13 protein-coding genes and 1 pseudogene are annotated in these 16579 nt (G+C 39.9%); 13 read left to right on the forward strand and 1 reads right to left on the reverse strand.

Annotated elements, in window-relative coordinates; genetic code table 11:
- Positions 1 to 86: 86 nt before the first annotated feature.
- Together C3V44_RS11215 and C3V44_RS11220 are read left to right on the forward strand one after the other, a co-directional pair.
- Positions 87 to 2369 (forward strand): GH92 family glycosyl hydrolase, encoded by a 2283-nt coding sequence (locus C3V44_RS11215; protein ID WP_106096512.1) that lies wholly within the window; start codon positions 87 to 89, stop codon positions 2367 to 2369.
- A gap of 87 nt (positions 2370 to 2456) precedes the next feature.
- Positions 2457 to 5444 (forward strand): VIT domain-containing protein, encoded by a 2988-nt coding sequence (locus C3V44_RS11220; RefSeq protein ID WP_106096513.1) that lies wholly within the window; start codon positions 2457 to 2459, stop codon positions 5442 to 5444.
- Positions 5445 to 5534: 90 nt separating this feature from the next.
- Here C3V44_RS11220 and C3V44_RS11225 read toward each other — a convergent pair whose 3' ends face one another.
- Positions 5535 to 6929, reverse strand: coding sequence for a DUF5723 family protein (locus C3V44_RS11225; RefSeq protein ID WP_106096514.1), 1395 nt, complete (start codon positions 6927 to 6929; stop codon positions 5535 to 5537).
- Between the two features lie 414 nt (positions 6930 to 7343).
- Here C3V44_RS11225 and C3V44_RS11230 point away from each other — a divergent pair, with 414 nt between their 5' ends.
- The 11 genes and pseudogenes from C3V44_RS11230 (at position 7344) to C3V44_RS11285 (ending at position 16545) form a co-directional block, all read left to right on the forward strand.
- A complete protein-coding gene (locus C3V44_RS11230; RefSeq protein ID WP_106096515.1) occupies positions 7344 to 7676 on the forward strand; it encodes a hypothetical protein in 333 nt (110 codons plus the stop codon).
- A 242-nt stretch (positions 7677 to 7918) separates the two neighbouring features.
- Positions 7919 to 9019, forward strand: a complete 1101-nt coding sequence (locus C3V44_RS11240) for an efflux RND transporter periplasmic adaptor subunit (protein WP_002673355.1) — start codon at positions 7919 to 7921, stop codon at positions 9017 to 9019.
- A gap of 136 nt (positions 9020 to 9155) precedes the next feature.
- Positions 9156 to 10553 (forward strand): efflux transporter outer membrane subunit, encoded by a 1398-nt coding sequence (locus C3V44_RS11245; RefSeq protein ID WP_106096516.1) that lies wholly within the window; start codon positions 9156 to 9158, stop codon positions 10551 to 10553.
- A gap of 116 nt (positions 10554 to 10669) precedes the next feature.
- Positions 10670 to 11409 (forward strand): annotated as a pseudogene (locus C3V44_RS11250) (hypothetical protein).
- Positions 11410 to 11482: 73 nt separating this feature from the next.
- Positions 11483 to 12223 (forward strand): hypothetical protein, encoded by a 741-nt coding sequence (locus C3V44_RS11255; RefSeq protein ID WP_106096517.1) that lies wholly within the window; start codon positions 11483 to 11485, stop codon positions 12221 to 12223.
- A gap of 69 nt (positions 12224 to 12292) precedes the next feature.
- Positions 12293 to 12832: an NAD(P)H-dependent oxidoreductase gene (locus C3V44_RS11260; RefSeq protein WP_106096518.1), complete on the forward strand. Its 540-nt coding sequence runs from the start codon at positions 12293 to 12295 to the stop codon at positions 12830 to 12832.
- Positions 12833 to 12966: 134 nt separating this feature from the next.
- A complete protein-coding gene (locus C3V44_RS11265; protein ID WP_106096519.1) occupies positions 12967 to 13719 on the forward strand; it encodes a DUF6261 family protein in 753 nt (250 codons plus the stop codon).
- Between the two features lie 181 nt (positions 13720 to 13900).
- Positions 13901 to 14539 carry a peptidase E gene (locus C3V44_RS11270; protein WP_106096669.1) on the forward strand — a complete coding sequence of 213 codons (639 nt, stop codon included), beginning with the start codon at positions 13901 to 13903 and terminating at the stop codon, positions 14537 to 14539.
- A 212-nt stretch (positions 14540 to 14751) separates the two neighbouring features.
- On the forward strand, positions 14752 to 15306 hold the full coding sequence (locus tag C3V44_RS11275) for an alpha/beta hydrolase (protein ID WP_254425438.1): 555 nt from the start codon (positions 14752 to 14754) through the stop codon (positions 15304 to 15306).
- Between the two features lie 9 nt (positions 15307 to 15315).
- A complete protein-coding gene (locus tag C3V44_RS11280) occupies positions 15316 to 15864 on the forward strand; it encodes a hypothetical protein (RefSeq protein ID WP_106096521.1) in 549 nt (182 codons plus the stop codon).
- A 6-nt stretch (positions 15865 to 15870) separates the two neighbouring features.
- On the forward strand, positions 15871 to 16545 hold the full coding sequence (locus C3V44_RS11285) for an SMI1/KNR4 family protein (protein WP_106096522.1): 675 nt from the start codon (positions 15871 to 15873) through the stop codon (positions 16543 to 16545).
- The last annotated feature ends 34 nt before the right edge of the window (positions 16546 to 16579 follow it).

Here is a 16579-nt window from a genome sequence, read left to right on the forward strand (position 1 = left end):
TGTATGACGATTATCATAACTCATTATAGACCATATGTTATTAATTTTTAATCCTTGATTCATATTATAAAATAACATCTAATTGAATGAAAATTATAATTATTAAGATGAAAAAGATATTATACTTTGTGTTTTTGTGTTTGATGATGGCTTGTAATAAGCAGGCAAACACTTCAAAAGAAGAAACTAAACAGGATACTACTTCGACAGTGCCCGAAACCTCTTACACTGAGTATGTAAACCCACTGATGGGTACGGACTCAAAGTTTAGTTTATCGAATGGGAATACTTATCCTGCCATTGCGGTGCCTTGGGGTATGCACTTCTGGACACCCCAAACGGGCAAAATGGGCGACGGCTGGGCATATCAATATCACGCTGATAAGCTTGTAGGCTTTAAGCAAACCCACCAACCGAGTCCGTGGATTAATGACTATGGGGCTTTTGCACTGATGCCGGTAGTGGGTGACTTGAAAATTAAAGAGGAAGAACGCGCTTCGTGGTTCTCTCATAAGGCAGAAACGGCTCAGCCTCACTACTACAAAGTGTATTTAGCCGATTATGATACATCGGTGGAGATTACGCCTACCAGTAGAGCAGCGCAGTTCCGCATTACCTTCCCTGAGAGCGATAAGGCTTATTTGGTTTTAGATGCTTATTTTAAAGGCTCGATGGTGCAAGTGTTGCCCAAAGAACGCAAAATTATAGGCTATGCCCGCAACAACAGTGGGGGAGTACCTGAGAATTTTCACAATTACTTTGTGCTTACTTTCGACAAGGATTTTGAGAGTGTACAGACGTGGAGCGACGGCTTTAAGCTGACAAAAAATGCTGAAAGCAAGGGCGAACACACAGGGGCAGTGATAGGTTTCCGCACGAAAAAAGGTGAACAGGTAACCGTAAGAGTAGCTTCGTCGTTTATTTCGCCTGATCAAGCCCTATTGAACTTGCAAACGGAACTGGGTAATGACACTTTTGAACAGACAAAACAAAAAGCATTTACCCTTTGGGAGAGTGAACTAGGCAAAATACAAGTGGAAGATGAGAATATAGACCATTTGCGCACTTTCTACTCCTGTTTGTACCGTACACTGCTCTTCCCACGCACTTTCTACGAATACAACAAAGAAGGTGAAATGGTGCATTACAGTCCGTATAACGGTAAGGTGGAAAAGGGGTATATGTTTACTGACAACGGTTTTTGGGACACTTTCCGGGCAGTATTTCCGCTTTTCAATCTGTTGTATCCTGAGATGAATCAACAGATGATGAAGGGATTGGTGAACGCTTATAAAGAATCGGGCTGGTTACCCGAATGGGCAAGTCCGGGGCATAGGGATTGTATGATAGGGTCGAACTCGGCTTCTATCATTGCTGATGCTTACCTGAAAGGGAATATAGACGAGGCTGATGCTGAAATTCTTTTAGAAGCGATGCTGAAGAACGCTACCCAAAACGATGGTAGACCAGTGAAATCGGTAGGGCGTGAGGGGGTGAATTACTACAATAGTTTGGGTTATGTGCCTTATGATGTGAAGATTAACGAGAGTGTAGCCCGCACATTGGAGTATGCTTACGCTGATTATTGCATTGCTCGTATGGCAGAAAAGATGGGTAAGGCGGAGGTTGCTAAACAGTATTACGAACAATCGAAACGCTATAAGAATGTGTTTGACCCCGAAACTAAGTGGATGCGAGGCAAGAATAAGGACGGTAAGTTCCAGTCGCCATTTAATCCGCTGAAATGGGGCGATGCGTTTACCGAAGGGAACAGTTTGCACTACACGTGGTCGGTATTTCAGGATATAGAAGGACTTATACAGCTAATGGGTGGCAAAGAGGCTTTTGAAAAGAAGATAGATGAAGTGTTTGAGATGCCACCGCTGTTTGACGATTCGTACTACGGTTTTACCATACACGAAATACGCGAGATGCAACTCATAAATATGGGGAACTATGCGCACGGCAATCAGCCCATACAGCACCTTATCTACCTATATAACTACGCTGGTAAACCCCAAAAAGCACAAGCTAAACTACGGGAAGTGATGGAGAAACTCTATACCCCTACGCCCGACGGTTATTGCGGTGATGAGGATAACGGACAGACCTCGGCTTGGTATGTATTTTCAGCCTTAGGCTTTTACCCTGTTACCCCTGCCAGTGATAACTACATACTCGGTAACCCACTGTTTAAAACGGTGAGCTTGCAACTGCCTGAGGGCAAGAAGTTTTTAATAAAGAGTGTGGCTCGCGATTCGGATAACAACTTAGTAGAGTACGTACAGCTCAATGGTAAGAAAATAGAAGGTTTTGAAGTGCCGTTTGGCGCATTTAGAGAGAATGGGACTTTGACGTTTTTCAGGTAATGAGCAAGTGTGAAAATTAGTAGATTAGCAAATTTGGTACGCTCTTTGATTTACAGACAGTAGTTTCATCAAAACCATTGTTTAGTAATGAGAATCAAGCATTTTTTATCAGCAACAGCTTTACTACTTCCCTTACTGCTAACCGCACAGAAATCGGTAGTGCCAGAGGTGAAGGTAGTGAATGAGCGCAATGCCAACCCGATGGTATTGCAAGACCTTTCAGTAGATATATTAGTGGTAGGACAAACGGCTGTTACTACTATGGAAATGACCTTCTACAACCCCAACACCCGCGTAATGGAAGGCGAGTTTCAGTTTCCGCTTGCCGACGGACAGCAGGTGTCGCGCTTTGCCTTAGATATCAATGGCAAACTGCGTGAAGGTGTGGTAGTAGACAAAGCCTTAGGGCGCAAAGCCTTTGAGGATATTGTGCGCAGGGGTGTAGACCCAGGCTTATTAGAAAAAACTGAAGGCAACAACTTTAAAGCGCGTGTATACCCTATGCCTGCCAAAGGCACTCGCCGTGTACTCATCGCCTTTGAACAAGAACTACACGAACGAGGCGGACAAGATTACTACTTCTTGCCTATCACGGCTAACGTAACCCTTAAAAACTTCAAGGTGCGTACTGAGGTAGTATCACGCTTTGTAAAGGCAGATATTCAGAACAGTCTGCAATTAGACTTCAAACAAGCGCGCAATAGCTATATCAGTGAGGTAAGCAAGCAAAACTTCACGCTCAACCAGAACATTGCACTTACTTTCCCGAAAATTGAGAAACCACAAACCATTAGCGCTACCCAAGGCAGTAAAAGCTATTTTTATGGCAATATAGCTTTGAGCGATACCAAAGCTAAAAGTAGCCCCACTCCTAAGGAAATAGGACTCTTATGGGACGTATCGCACTCAGCAATCCAACGCGATAGAGAAAAAGAGTTTGCTTTCTTAGATGCTTATTTTAAGGAACTTAAAGACACTAAGGTAGTGCTTAGTACTTTTAATATTCGTTCTGCTAAACCGCTTACTTTTGAGGTGAAAAACGGTAATTGGCAAGCACTGAAATCGCATTTAGAAAGTTTGCAATACGATGGTGCTACCGATGGTAATGCTATTGATTTCAACCTCAAAACAGATGAAATATTACTTTTTAGCGACGGTATTTTTAACTTTGGCAGTAAAGAATTTTCTGTAAACGAAGTGGTAAAACAAGCTAAAATACCGGTGAGTGTGGTGAATGCTTCGGCGGTTGCCAATACTCCAAAAATGCAATACCTCGCTAATGCTACGGGTGGTAGCTTTATAGATTTGACCACCCTCACTACCGAGCAAGCAATAAAAGTAGCACGCACTGTACCTTTCCAACTGCTAGATATAGAAGTGAAAAGCGGTAAAGTAACCAAAATCTTCCCAGAGAAAGGAGCTACTATTAGCAAAGGTAATTTCACCCTTGCAGGTGAATTGCAAAGTGAGGAAGCAACCTTAGTACTTAGTTTTGGTTACCCTAAAAAGGTAATGGTGCAAAAAGAAGTAAAATTTGTAGCAAACCCCGATGCTTCTGAAAGTGAGTTCAACCTTTTGCGCCGTATATGGGCAGAGAAGCAAATTGCACAACTGCAACGAGAAGGTGTTGAACAAAAACAAATAGATGCGGTAGGACGTGATTACGGCATTGTAACCGAAGGCAATTCGCTGATAGTATTAGAAACCGTAGAAGATTATGTACGTTACCGTATTACGCCACCTACCGAATTACAGCAGGAGTACTCCAAACGCTTAGCAAATGAGCAAAAGCAAAAAGAGGATACTGCTAAGCGTATTTTGGATAGAGTCGTAGAGCAATCGGAAAAGCAAAGTAAATGGTGGCATACCGAATATCCTGTGAAAGGCACTGAACCTAAGAAAAATGTTAATAACTCTAATGATACTCCTGTAAGAATAAGAGGGGTGGCTTCTGGGGTAGCACAGGAAGTTAGAAGTGAGGAGGTTGCTGCTATAGAAGCTGACGAAGGTGCAGAATTAAAAGAAGTAGTTGTAGTAGGTTATTCTCCACAAAGAAAAGCAGCTATGACGGGAGCTATAAATAGTAGAGTTGCTGATTCTCCTAGTGGTAACACTACTGCTAAAAAAGATGTTTCTTTATCACGCAACCCAGCAAGTCCTGTTCCTGTACCTGCCTCAAAAATAGAGCTCAACGCCTATAACCCTGATACGCCTTATTTAAAGGTAATGGAGTACACTGAGGAAGCAAAAGCGGTAGAAACCTATTACAAACTCAAAAAAGAATACGGTAACACACCTTCCTTTTATGTAGATGTAGCCGACTATTTCTTTAAGAAAGGTAATCGTGAGCAAGCTATCTTGATAGTTTCCAATTTGGCAGAGCTCGGTTTAGACGACCCTCAGTTGTTGCGTATGTTAGGCTACAAGCTCAGTAACTACAATGCTAAGAAAGAAGCGGTATGGGTATTCCGTAAGGTGGTAACTCTGCGTGAGGAAGAACCACAGTCTTTTCGTGATTTGGGCTTAGCACTTGCCGAAGAAGGTGCCTATAACGAAGCCGTGAAAAACCTTTATAAAGTAGTTACAAGCGAGTGGAGCAGTCGTTTTGGCGATGTACAAATCGTAACAATGAACGATATCAATAGCCTTGTCGCACGCCACAAGGGTATAGACGTGAGTTATATCGACAAACGTTTGCTCAAAAAAGAATCCGTAGATGTGCGAGTAGTGCTCAGTTGGGATACTGATAGTTGCGATATGGACTTATGGGTAACCGACCCCAAAGACGAGAAGTGTTACTACCGAAACACTCTTACTTACCTTGGAGGTAAAATCTCACGTGATGTTACTCAAGGCTACGGACCTGAAGAATTTATGCTCAAGAAAGCTGAAAAAGGCAAGTACAAAGTGCAAGTGGATTACTTTGGCACTCGCTCACAAAAGCAACTGATGCCTGTGAACTTGCGTATTACTTTCTATACTCACTATGGTACGCCTCAGCAAAAACAGCAAGAAACCACGGTACGCCTCAGTAATGCTAAGGAGGTGATTGAAGTAGGAAGTTTTGAATTTTAATAATTAATGCTTAATAATTAAAGATAAAAGGCTGTTCAGTAAATGCTGAACAGCCTTTTCCATTATGAAGTTGTAAAATTAAATTAATAATTAAAGGTCTACGGGGTAAGATTGGTGACCGAAACGAAGCCCAAAGAAGAAGTTAAACTCTTTAGCTGAGCGGGTAAGCACATTGCCTAAAATAGTGCTTGACCCTAATACTAATGGGCCTAAGCGCAAGGCAATTCCCACATTAGCTTTTGATATTTGGTTGTATGAAATAGGCAAATAAGCCCCAAAACTATTAGTATCGTAGTGAGGAGTGAGTGAAAGTTCATTGGCATAAGTAGCGTTGTAAAGCTCTTTGTCCTTTGTAGAAGCTATATTCACTTGTCCTGATAAGTTCAAGTAGAACGCATCAACTACGCGATAATCGGCGCTGAGGTTAAAAGTAGAAGGTAGTGATGACCTCAATTTAGAGCCTGTAGCCTTTGTTCCATCAAAGTGATTCTTCAAATTTTCTTCTGATAGGTCGTCTAGACTTAAAGTCGTGCTTTGTGTTGCAGGCATTCTGTAACGGTAAGAGTTCTTATTCGCAGTGTATTGTAAACGCCCGAGATCCATTAGCGAAATCCCTACACGCAAATCGTGAGGATTGTTGTGGCAACGAGGGCAACCGTCCTTGCGAAACTCATACGTAGCTCCTAAATCGAAAGCCAAAGTAGTAGCTTCTGAATTAAAATACAACTTGTTTACCTTTACATTGTCGAAATCAACCAAGTCCATTCCACCGTTAAGCACTTCCAAAGTTCCGTTAGCCGATTGAATATTCAAGTTTACTTTGTCCTTATCAGTGTTAGGCGTTAGTGTAGCCGAACCTTCAAAGTCTTTAAAACCTACGTAAACATTACCAGAGCCTTGTACCAATTTAGCACTTGCTCCTACTTTCACCGTGTTAGTACCGTCAAAATACACTTCACCTGACCACGAGAAACCTACTTCCGAAAAAGCATTTACCACTATCTCTTGGTCGTTAAGGTTCACTTGGTAAGGGGTTTTGAGTTCCAATTTATCTAAATTACTAACAAATGATTGTAACATTTTTGCATCTACGTTGCGTACATTGCCCAGAAGGCGCACACGAGAGAAAATCCCTACTGTATGCTGGTCGTTTATCTTCACAAAAGCCGAGGGTCCTAACACATCAACATTTATCTTCGCTTTGATATTGTTATAACCAAAAATAGCATTCTGAGTATCAACGCGTGTGTACTCGTTAAAGCTATCAGTGATATTAGGCGTGAGTTTAATAGCGTTGTTGCCAAAACCAAAGTTCACTGTAGCAATATTAGCGTCCCAAGAACGCTTACTACTAATCATATTCGCAGGATTAGAAGTTACAGGAAAAATACCCGAATAATTGCTTTCTCGAAGCCCTACATACGATTGCTGAGCTTCCACTGCTATTGTTGTTAGAAACAATGCTGATAAAATTACTTTTTTCATTCTATAAAAAACACTTGTTTAAATTGCGTGGCAAAAGTACAATATTTTATCAAATAACAAATAAAGAAGGTCAAAATTATTTGTAGAATTAATTTATAATCGTTATCTTCGCCCTTTCTATACTGCCATTTACCGCTGAGCTACCTCTTGAAAAACCATATACAGTCTTGTCTGCTTTGCATAGTTCACTACCTGAGTTTCGTTTTAGTTTCGTTTCACCTATGTTTTTAGTAGAGCATACATTCGTCTTTTCTATACCAATCTTCCAAGATTCGTATAAGCTTCCTATATCTAAGCGCTGATTATCAAAGGTATTAGTTACTTAAACACAACCTATTAACGGAAGTTCACGAAAGTTATAATACATAAATCGTAATCTTTATTTTGTAGAAGATTTTAAAATTGTTATTTCTTATGAAAAAGATAATTCTCGTAGGATTGAGCCTCCTTGCGCTCTCCTGTCTCACCACACAAAAAGTAGCGCAATCTTCCTCTTCTGAAGAAGAAATGCTTAAAAATATTACGCATAATCTTATTATTAGCTATCAAAATCAAAAAACATTGGTTCATTTGAAAAAAGAAGTACAAAAATATGGTGCAGAGATGCTTTATGAATACAAAATTATCAAAGGAATAGCTATCAAAGTACCCCAAGATAAAGATATTCGTCAGGCAAAAGCCTATTTTTCTAATCTTAAAGGCGTAACAAATGTGGAATACGACCAGATAAACCATATTGACCATTAATCACTAACCATCAATCATTAAAAGCTAACTTTAACAAAAGATTAACGTCTCACGGCACTTGTCTATAAAATTTTTTAGTGTACTTTTGCATTGTAAAAGCAGACCTCACAACGCCACAAAAACAAGGAAGTGTTTTTTGCAAACGCTTCCTTTTTAGTGTATTATTTTTAATAAAATTATCTCTCAGACCTATCCGACCTGTTTGATAACTAAAACCTCTAACATCTAAAATAACAAACATTATGAATAAAATCTTTTTAGTAGCAACCGCTATCGCAATGGTAGCTTGTAATAATGGAAACCAACAGCAACAGCGACCACAAGGTGCTGTGCCTTACCCTGTGATTATCGTAGGCGAACAAAATACCGTGTCTAACCTTTCTTACCCCGTGAATATCGAAGGCGTAGTGAACAGCGCCGTACAAGCCAAAATATCAGGCTATATTACCAAAGTATTGGTAGACGAAGGTCAGGTGGTTACCCAAGGGCAACCGCTCTTCAAGTTAGAAACACAAACCCTTAACCAGTCAGCTGCTTCAGCCAAAGCAGCCGTAGAGGTCGCTAAGGTAGAGGTAGATAAACTCGTGCCTTTGGTACAGAAAAACATTGTGAGCCCTATCCAGCTCGCCACAGCCAAAGCCAACTTACAACGCGCCCAAGCTACTTATAACGAGGTAGCCAGCAACATTGGTTTTGCCGTAGTAAAAGCACCTGTAAACGGCGTGGTAGGTGCGATTAACTACCGTGAAGGTGCTTTGGTAACTGCCAATAACACTGTGCTCACTACCGTATCCGACGTGAAAGAGGTGTATGCCTATTTTTCAATGAACGAAAAAGAATACCTCGACTTCTTAGACAATACCCAAGGCAAAACCACTGCCGAGAAACTTAAAAACTTACCTGAGGCTTCTTTGGTATTAGCTAACGGACAAGAATATGCCGAGAAAGGCAAAATACAAGCCGTAACCGGACAAATAGACCCTACTACCGGTAGCATACAATTTCGTGCTACCTTCCCTAACCCTAACAAGTTGCTTACCAATGGCAACAGTGGGACTATCAAGATACCGCAACATTTTAGTAACTCACTTGTAATCCCCGAAGTTGCTACTTTTGAGCAACAAGGAAAGGTATTTGTGTACAAAGTAGAGAACGACACCCTCAAACAAGCTATCATCACCCTTAAAAGCCGCGCCGATAACTATGCTGTGGTAGAAAGCGGACTTAAAAACGGTGATGTCATTCTCGCGCAAGGACTTAACAAAGTGCGTACGGGTACGGTTATCAAACCTCAACCTATCTCAATGGATAGCCTTGTCAAGAAAATACAACCGATATTTTAGTGAAGACTGAAAAGTCGCCTTTGCATCGTAAACCTTGCTAAAATTTTAGTGCTTACCGTGCTACGATTTGCTTGTCGTGCTACGACCTTTGGCAAAAGTCTATGTTAAATATTAATTGTCAATTGAACATTACTGTATGAACAGAATCATTTATAAATCACTGGCTATAGTAACCGTAGCCCTTACCCTTACCGCTTGTGCAGGACGCAAAGCCTATGAGCGTCCACAAGCCATAGACGAAAAACTCTTCCGTACTGAAAGCCCCGCTACCGATGCCCAAAGCGATGCTACCCTTTCGTGGCGCAATATCTTCACCGACCCGCTCTTGCAACAACACATCAGCAAGGCACTTTCCAATAACCTCGATGTGCGTGTAGCGATGCAAAATGTGGTTTCAGCACAAGCCTACCTCAAACAAAGTAAGGCAGCTTTTATTCCTACCCTCTCGGTGGGAGCTAACTATACTCGTAGCACCTCATCATTAAATGCTGGAGGTGGTGCTCCCGACCGTACTTACAACAATCTATTCGATATCACAGGTAACGCTTCGTGGGAAGCCGACATTTGGGGTAAACTATCCGCTCAAAAACGTGCTTCTTATGCCTCTTATTTAGCAACTTTGGAAGCCCAAAAAGCAGTACAATCCGAAGTGGTCGCTACTTTGGCAACCGCTTATTACCAACTACTGATGCTCGACGAACAGAAAAAAGTACTCGAACAAACTATTGAGTTTCGCACCAAAAGTTTAGAAACTACCAAACAACTCAAAAAAGCAGGTTCTACTACCGAAGTAGCAACCAAACAAATCGAAGCACTCGTGTACAACGCACAGGCGCAACTCATTACAATCAACAATAGCGTTTGGGCATTGGAGAACACCATCTGTGTACTCTTGGGTGAAGAGCCTCATACGATAGAACGAAGCACGCTTGCTGAGCAACAATTCCCAACACAGTTTCGTCAAGGGTATGCGGTAAGCCTGCTCGAAAATCGTCCTGATGTGGCACGTGCCGAACTGAACTTGCGCAACGCCTTTGAACTTACGAATGTAGTGCGTTCCAATTTCTATCCTACGCTTACTCTTTCCGCTCGTGGAGGTATCAGTAGTACCGAACTCGATACTTGGTTTTCTGCCAAATCAATGTTTGCTAATTTTATAGCAGGATTGGCACAACCTATTCTCAATCGCCGACAAATTCGCACCCAATACGAAGTGCAGAAAGCTGCTCAAGAAACCGCTTTGCTGAATTTCAAGAAAGCAATTCTTTCAGCGGGCAAGGAAGTATCCGATGCAATGCGTCAATTTAGTTCGCAAGACGAATTCATTCAACTCAAAACCCAAGAAATGAAAGCCTATCAAGAAGCTACCGACTATTCCAAACAACTGTTCGATAGCGGTATGGTGAATTATTTAGAGGTCATTACAGCCGAAGTAAACCGCCTCAATGCCGAGCTTAGTGTAGCCAACGCACAGTTTACCCGTATGCAGTATGGCATTACCTTGTATAAAGCCCTTGGTGGTGGCTGGAGGTAGGGGCGAATGGCTGTTCGCCCAACACTTTAGCAAAGTTTTAAACTTTGTCAAAGTCGTTATTTGACTCGTCTGACTAGTCTGATTCATCCGACAAGTCTTATAAATAACAAAATACTATGACAACAAGAGAAAACATTCAAGAATTAAACGACCATTTACAGGCGTTCCCAAAGGCAGAAGACATCTTTACGAAAGACCAACAGTGGCTCAAAAATCATTTTCTGCCCCTGATGAGTATCGATTTGGCAGAAATCAATCCCGAATGGGCAGGGCAAAAGGTATATATGTTATGCCCTTTTGAGGCGAATATAGGATATATGGGGGAAACACTACCGAATATCACAATGAATACACTGCCCCTAACTGGATAACATTCAAACTCACCGATGATAACAAGTTTGAGTTCTTAGGGAACGAAGGATTTTTTGAAAGAACTAAATATCATAACTGGGATTTCAATTCCGAAGAAGAAAAGGAATTTCAAGAAATGCAGAAAGGCTACGAGAAAAGTAAAGCAAATTTCGAGAAATACGGTTCATTGGTGAGCTTACAGTTTCCTGAATATGATGGGAAACCTAACTTTACTAAATTTTTAGATATATTAGGAGGACATATAATAGGAGGAAATTGGGTAGGTACAATTAGTAGCAAAGAATATCCAAAGGCTTTTGATATGAAATTAGATTATGAAGATGAAGATTCTGATAAATGGATTAAAATTTCCTATCAAGGAAACCCCTTTTACTTTGTAGCAAGTACTCCTAACTATAGTTGGTGTGATGGGCATATCGATGGTATCATTATGCTTTACGAGCCCGTGAGTCGTATCGTGCTATTCACTTTTGATTATTCATAACATCGTTTTTGTGGTATGCGTAGGGGCGAATGACAATTTGCCTTAAATTCATAAACCTTAAATAATTATCATTATGCAATCAAGAGAAAACATTCAAGAATTGAACGACCATTTGCAGGCGTTCCCTAAGGCAGAAGACATCTTTACGAAAGACCAACAATGGCTCAAAAAGCATTTTTTGCCCCTGATGAGTATCGATTTGGCAGAAATCAACCCCGAATGGGCAGGACAAAAGGTATATATGCTCAGTCCATTTGAGCCTTACGAGGTTTATATAGGCTATAATACTACTGAATATCATAATGAATATACTGCTACGAATTGGTTAGCCTTTAAACTGACTGATGATAATAAGTTTGAGTTTCTGGGAAAAGAAGGATTTTTTGAAAGAACAGCCATTCACGACTGGGATTTCAATTCCGAAGAAGAAAAGGAATTTCAGGAAATGCAGAAAGGCTACGAGAAAAGCAAAGCAAATTTTGAAAAATACGGGTCATTAATTAATTTATATTCTCCTGAATACGACGGAAAACTGAATAAAGTGAACTACTTAAACAGATTTGGGGGAGATATATGGGACGGAAATTGGACTACAACTATTGAAAGTGATGAATATCCGAAAGCATTTGATATGAAAATAGAAATAGGTAATAACCTCCCTAACGATGGGATTAGTATAACCTATCAAGGAAACCCTTTCTATTTTATTGCAGAAACGGCAAGTTACGATTGGTATGGTGGCGGTATCGATGCTATCATTATGCTTTACGAGCCTGTAAGCCGTATCGTACTATTCACTTTTGATTATTCGTGAATTGATTAAGCAATTTAAATATATTAACAATTTAATTAAATCATTAATTGCCCGTGCGGCTCATATCGAATGAAAACACTCATTATAATAACACACCCTCATATAGAGGATTCTCTCATCAACAAACGTTGGATTGAGGAGCTCGAGAAATACCCAGAGCAATATACCATACATCAGTTGTACAAAGCATACCCCGACGAACATATCGACGTCAGGAAGGAACAACAACTGATAGAGCAGTACGACCACATTGTATTTCAGTTTCCGCTCTATTGGTTTAGTATGCCCCCATTGTTAAAGAAATGGCAAGACGAAGTCCTTACCTACGGTTGGGCTTACGGAAGCAAAAGCGGCTATAAAGTAGGTGGAAAAAGGGTAACGCTTGCCATTTCGGCAGGTATTGATGAGCGTGAATATGCGCATAACGAAAAATATAAATACACCCTTAAGGAATTGTTGCGTCCTTTTGAACTCACGTTCGAATACATTCACGCCGATTATCGTCCGTTTTTTGCCTATTACGGCATCGAGATGAACAGTACAATCGAATGGATAGAGAGAAGTGTACCATTATATAGGAAGTTTTTAGAAGAATTTGCTAAACAATAATTAGTTTATATATCTTTTCAAAGTTTTAAATCTTAAAGTTTAACACTTCTGACGGCTAATTTATACAGAAAATCAAGGCTTTTGGTACGTTTGTTGTAGCATTATTTCTTAACAAATTATAACCGAGATTCATTATGAATAAAAGAATTAAAGGACTTGCTATTGCAAGTTTACAGAACCACGAACATTACGGGTTCGTAACCGAAGTGAAATTGGCGTTAGAACAAGCCAATATTGAATCGCTCGCTACCCTTTTGGGTAAGTTTACGCCTTTGGTAGAGGAGGAAAACAAATCGCTTGAGGTGGTTGCCAAGAGTGAGCACACGCATCGCTTGAAGGAATTAGACCGCAATCGCGACAATATGTTTCGAGGGCTTTCGGCTTGCGTGAACGAAGCCTATTACAGTCCTACGAAAGAGGAACGCGAGGCGGCAGTGCTTATTAAGATATTGCTCAAAACCTATGGCAATATCATTTCCGAGAGTTTCGAGTCGCAACACAGCAAGACACAAAACCTCATTCAAGACCTTCGCACCGATAAGTATGCGGCAGCGGTTAAGAAGATTTCGTTAGCGCGATGGGTGAATTGGCTTGAAGAAGCCGAGAACACCTTTATGGAGCTCTACCGAACACGCCGCGATGAGAGGGCTTCTACTATCGCAGGGACTCGCGCACTCAGGCTCATTCGCAAAGACATCGATGTGGTATATCGCGAAATCATTATGCATCTCAATGCTCTTGCTGTGATACAACCCACTGAAACCCTTAATCAGCTTATTGCACGTATCAATATTCATATTGATAAGCTCGTAGCGCTGAAAGCAAGTAGGTCTACACGTGCCAAAAAGAATCCAAAAACGGCAAGCAATGGCACCAAAGAGAGTTAAAAATAACTCATTTACACGTATCAACGGTACGTAAATTATTCAACAAGGAGTAATTTACGTACCTTTACGATACGTTGATTTTGTAAAAATAGTAATGAAATTAATACTAACAACAATATTATGTGGTGTTTTTTATCTTTCTATGGGACAAAATACACTATCGAATAACGAAAATGAAAATATGAAAAGATTATTTTTAACCTCATCATTCAGTTCAGTAGCCAAATTGTTTGAAGATTTTGCAGGAGAACCAGTAAATGGAAAGAAAATCGTATTTATTCCAACAGCAAGTTTGGTAGAAAAAGTGCGTTTTTATGTCGATGATGATAGAAAAGCCTTTGAAAAATTAGGGATTATCATAGAAGAATTAGAAGTTTCTACCGCTACTACTGAAGAAATAGCCACAGCATTAGAACGAAATGATTATATTTTCATTTCTGGAGGGAATACGTTCTACCTAATGCAGGAACTAAAAAAGAAAGGAGCTGACAAACTACTTATGGAACAAATTAATAACGGAAAGTTGTACATAGGTACTTCGGCAGGTTCTATCATTGCTTCTCCTAATATTGAGTTCGTTAGTGATATGGATGAAACTAAAAAAGCTCCAGAATTAACTGATTATTCAGGATTACATTTGGTAGATTTTTACTTTTTGCCTCATTATTTGAACTTTCCATATAAGGAAGTTACTCAAAAAATAGTAAATGAATATTCACAGAAAGTAGATTTGCGACCTATTTCTAACAATCAAGTAATTACGGTTTTAGGTAATGAAATAAAAACACTTGAAAAACCTAAACGAGCAACTAAGAAATAGAAAGTTTTGTTGTGTTAGTTTCTCAATATTCCCCTTTGAAATTTATTAGAGGAAGGTTTTTTAATATATTCCTTTACACTTTACTAAAATGAAAGCGTAGAAAAAAGTCAAAAATTGCTATTAAATAAATAATTTATATGAAAAATATATTATTAATATTAGTTTTAAGTGTCTTTTCTCTAAGTTATGCACAGAATAAAAATACTAAAAAAATGGAAAAACAAGTGTATATAGTACACGGATATGGCGCCACGACTGATAATCATTGGTTTAAGTGGTTAGAAGAAGAATTAAAAAAGCATAAAATTAAAGCTTATCGTATTGCAATGCCTTCTCCTGATAATCCAAACGTTGATGATTGGATAGCAACACTTAAAAAACAGGTGAATGTAACACCTCAAACAGTAATAGTAGCGCATAGCTTGGGTACGATTACTACTCTGGATTTCCTATTGGAGAGCAAAAAAGAACCTAAAGGTATCGTACTCGTATCGGGATTTTATGAACCAGTACCCAATTTCGAGAGCTTAAACTCATTTGTAGAGAAGTTTTCAAGTTTCAAACATTTGCCAATGGTAGGTAAAGCAGTGGTTATTTCAGCTATAGATGACGATATAGTACCCACTCAGCTAAGTGATAATCTCTCTCGCTTGCTCAATTGTGAGTTTATTCGTCTTCCACAAGGGAAACACTTTCTTGACCGAGGAGGATATACTGAATTTCCATTAGTGAGAGATAAAGTATTAGATATCTTTAAGGAGAAATAACAACAAATTATGCCCAACATCTTATTGCAACAATTAGAAAACGCACTTCCCGCAGGAATGCAAATCCCCGAAGAACTCCGCCAACTCTATCAGTGGATAGAAGGTAAAGGCTATTATGAGGACAGAGACGATGGTGTACGTTACGGATATCTGTATCCTAAAAATCCTTTTAGGAATACATACCTAGATGACGTAAACGTAGATATCGATATTGCCTTTTATATGGAAGAAGAAAACTTTCGTAAAGAACTCTTAACCATTTCTTTTGGTAAGAATGCCGACGATGCCGCTCAGCGTTTTTTGCAAATAGCCGAAAATATATATAATGGTTCTATGGTAGCTTTGTGGTTGGACTACAGAGGAACAACCCAAATAGTCCGTTGTGTGAATACGGTTGAAGAGACAGGCAACTGGGAAGTGGTAAAAAAGCAATTGAATTTCAATAAAGTATCTATTCGCGCAAAAGGAATAGATATTTTTGTACCAATGGGCTCAGAGGATAGTGGCTTAAATGATGATTTTGAAGGTTGGTATGATGCGATGATGTATGAACCGTAAAGAAAAATGAAAAATATTTTATTACAACAATTAGAAAATACCCTCCCTGAGGGAATGCAAATCCCTGAGGAACTCCGCCAACTCTATCAGTGGATAGAGGACAATGGTTATTATGAGGACAGAGATGGCGTGCGTTATGGCTATCTATATCCGTGGGATAAATTAGAAGAAAGCTGGACAGATGATGAGCGAGAAGGAGGTACCATTATTACTTTCAATGTAGATGAAGAATCCTATCGTAATGAGCTATTAGAAATACAATACAAACAGCACGCCGAGAAGATAAAGCGCCGTTTGCTCGTCTTTGCACGCAGTGGTGCCGATGGTTCGGAATGTGCCTTGTGGCTCGACGATGAAGGGCGTACCCAAATCGTGCATATCGGGTCGGGTTCAGGCTCTATGATGACCTGTATATTGGTGAAAAACGCCTTGGATTTCTTGCGCCTTTTAGCCATTGGCTATGATGAAATTTGTTGGGACGAGTATTATCCACTCCCTCCTAACAGTGATAAGAACGAAATGTTCGTCCACCCCAATACACAATACCAAGAGTGGGTGCAAAATACGTTTCATACCACTATCCCCGCAATAGGATTAGAAGTGGTAACCCCTCATAGTATGGACGACGAAGCGACCGATGACCCTTTTTTAAATTGGTTTTATGAGATGACAGATGAGTAATAAGAAGTGATTATGCATCTTTATGCTACCTATA

Source organism: Capnocytophaga sp. oral taxon 864 (assembly GCF_002998835.1).
Taxonomy (GTDB): domain Bacteria; phylum Bacteroidota; class Bacteroidia; order Flavobacteriales; family Flavobacteriaceae; genus Capnocytophaga; species Capnocytophaga ochracea.

Bases quoted from the DNA above. Each gene is read 5' to 3' on its own strand.
- C3V44_RS11215 (WP_106096512.1), top strand. From the start codon at position 87: ATGAAAATTATAATTATTAAGATGAAAAAGATATTATACTTTGTGTTT.
- C3V44_RS11220 (WP_106096513.1), top strand. From the start codon at position 2,457: ATGAGAATCAAGCATTTTTTATCAGCAACAGCTTTACTACTTCCCTTA.
- C3V44_RS11225 (WP_106096514.1), bottom strand. From the start codon at position 6,929: ATGAAAAAAGTAATTTTATCAGCATTGTTTCTAACAACAATAGCAGTG.
- C3V44_RS11230 (WP_106096515.1), top strand. From the start codon at position 7,344: ATGAAAAAGATAATTCTCGTAGGATTGAGCCTCCTTGCGCTCTCCTGT.
- C3V44_RS11240 (WP_002673355.1), top strand. From the start codon at position 7,919: ATGAATAAAATCTTTTTAGTAGCAACCGCTATCGCAATGGTAGCTTGT.
- C3V44_RS11245 (WP_106096516.1), top strand. From the start codon at position 9,156: ATGAACAGAATCATTTATAAATCACTGGCTATAGTAACCGTAGCCCTT.
- C3V44_RS11255 (WP_106096517.1), top strand. From the start codon at position 11,483: ATGCAATCAAGAGAAAACATTCAAGAATTGAACGACCATTTGCAGGCG.
- C3V44_RS11260 (WP_106096518.1), top strand. From the start codon at position 12,293: ATGAAAACACTCATTATAATAACACACCCTCATATAGAGGATTCTCTC.
- C3V44_RS11265 (WP_106096519.1), top strand. From the start codon at position 12,967: ATGAATAAAAGAATTAAAGGACTTGCTATTGCAAGTTTACAGAACCAC.
- C3V44_RS11270 (WP_106096669.1), top strand. From the start codon at position 13,901: ATGAAAAGATTATTTTTAACCTCATCATTCAGTTCAGTAGCCAAATTG.
- C3V44_RS11275 (WP_254425438.1), top strand. From the start codon at position 14,752: ATGGAAAAACAAGTGTATATAGTACACGGATATGGCGCCACGACTGAT.
- C3V44_RS11280 (WP_106096521.1), top strand. From the start codon at position 15,316: ATGCCCAACATCTTATTGCAACAATTAGAAAACGCACTTCCCGCAGGA.
- C3V44_RS11285 (WP_106096522.1), top strand. From the start codon at position 15,871: ATGAAAAATATTTTATTACAACAATTAGAAAATACCCTCCCTGAGGGA.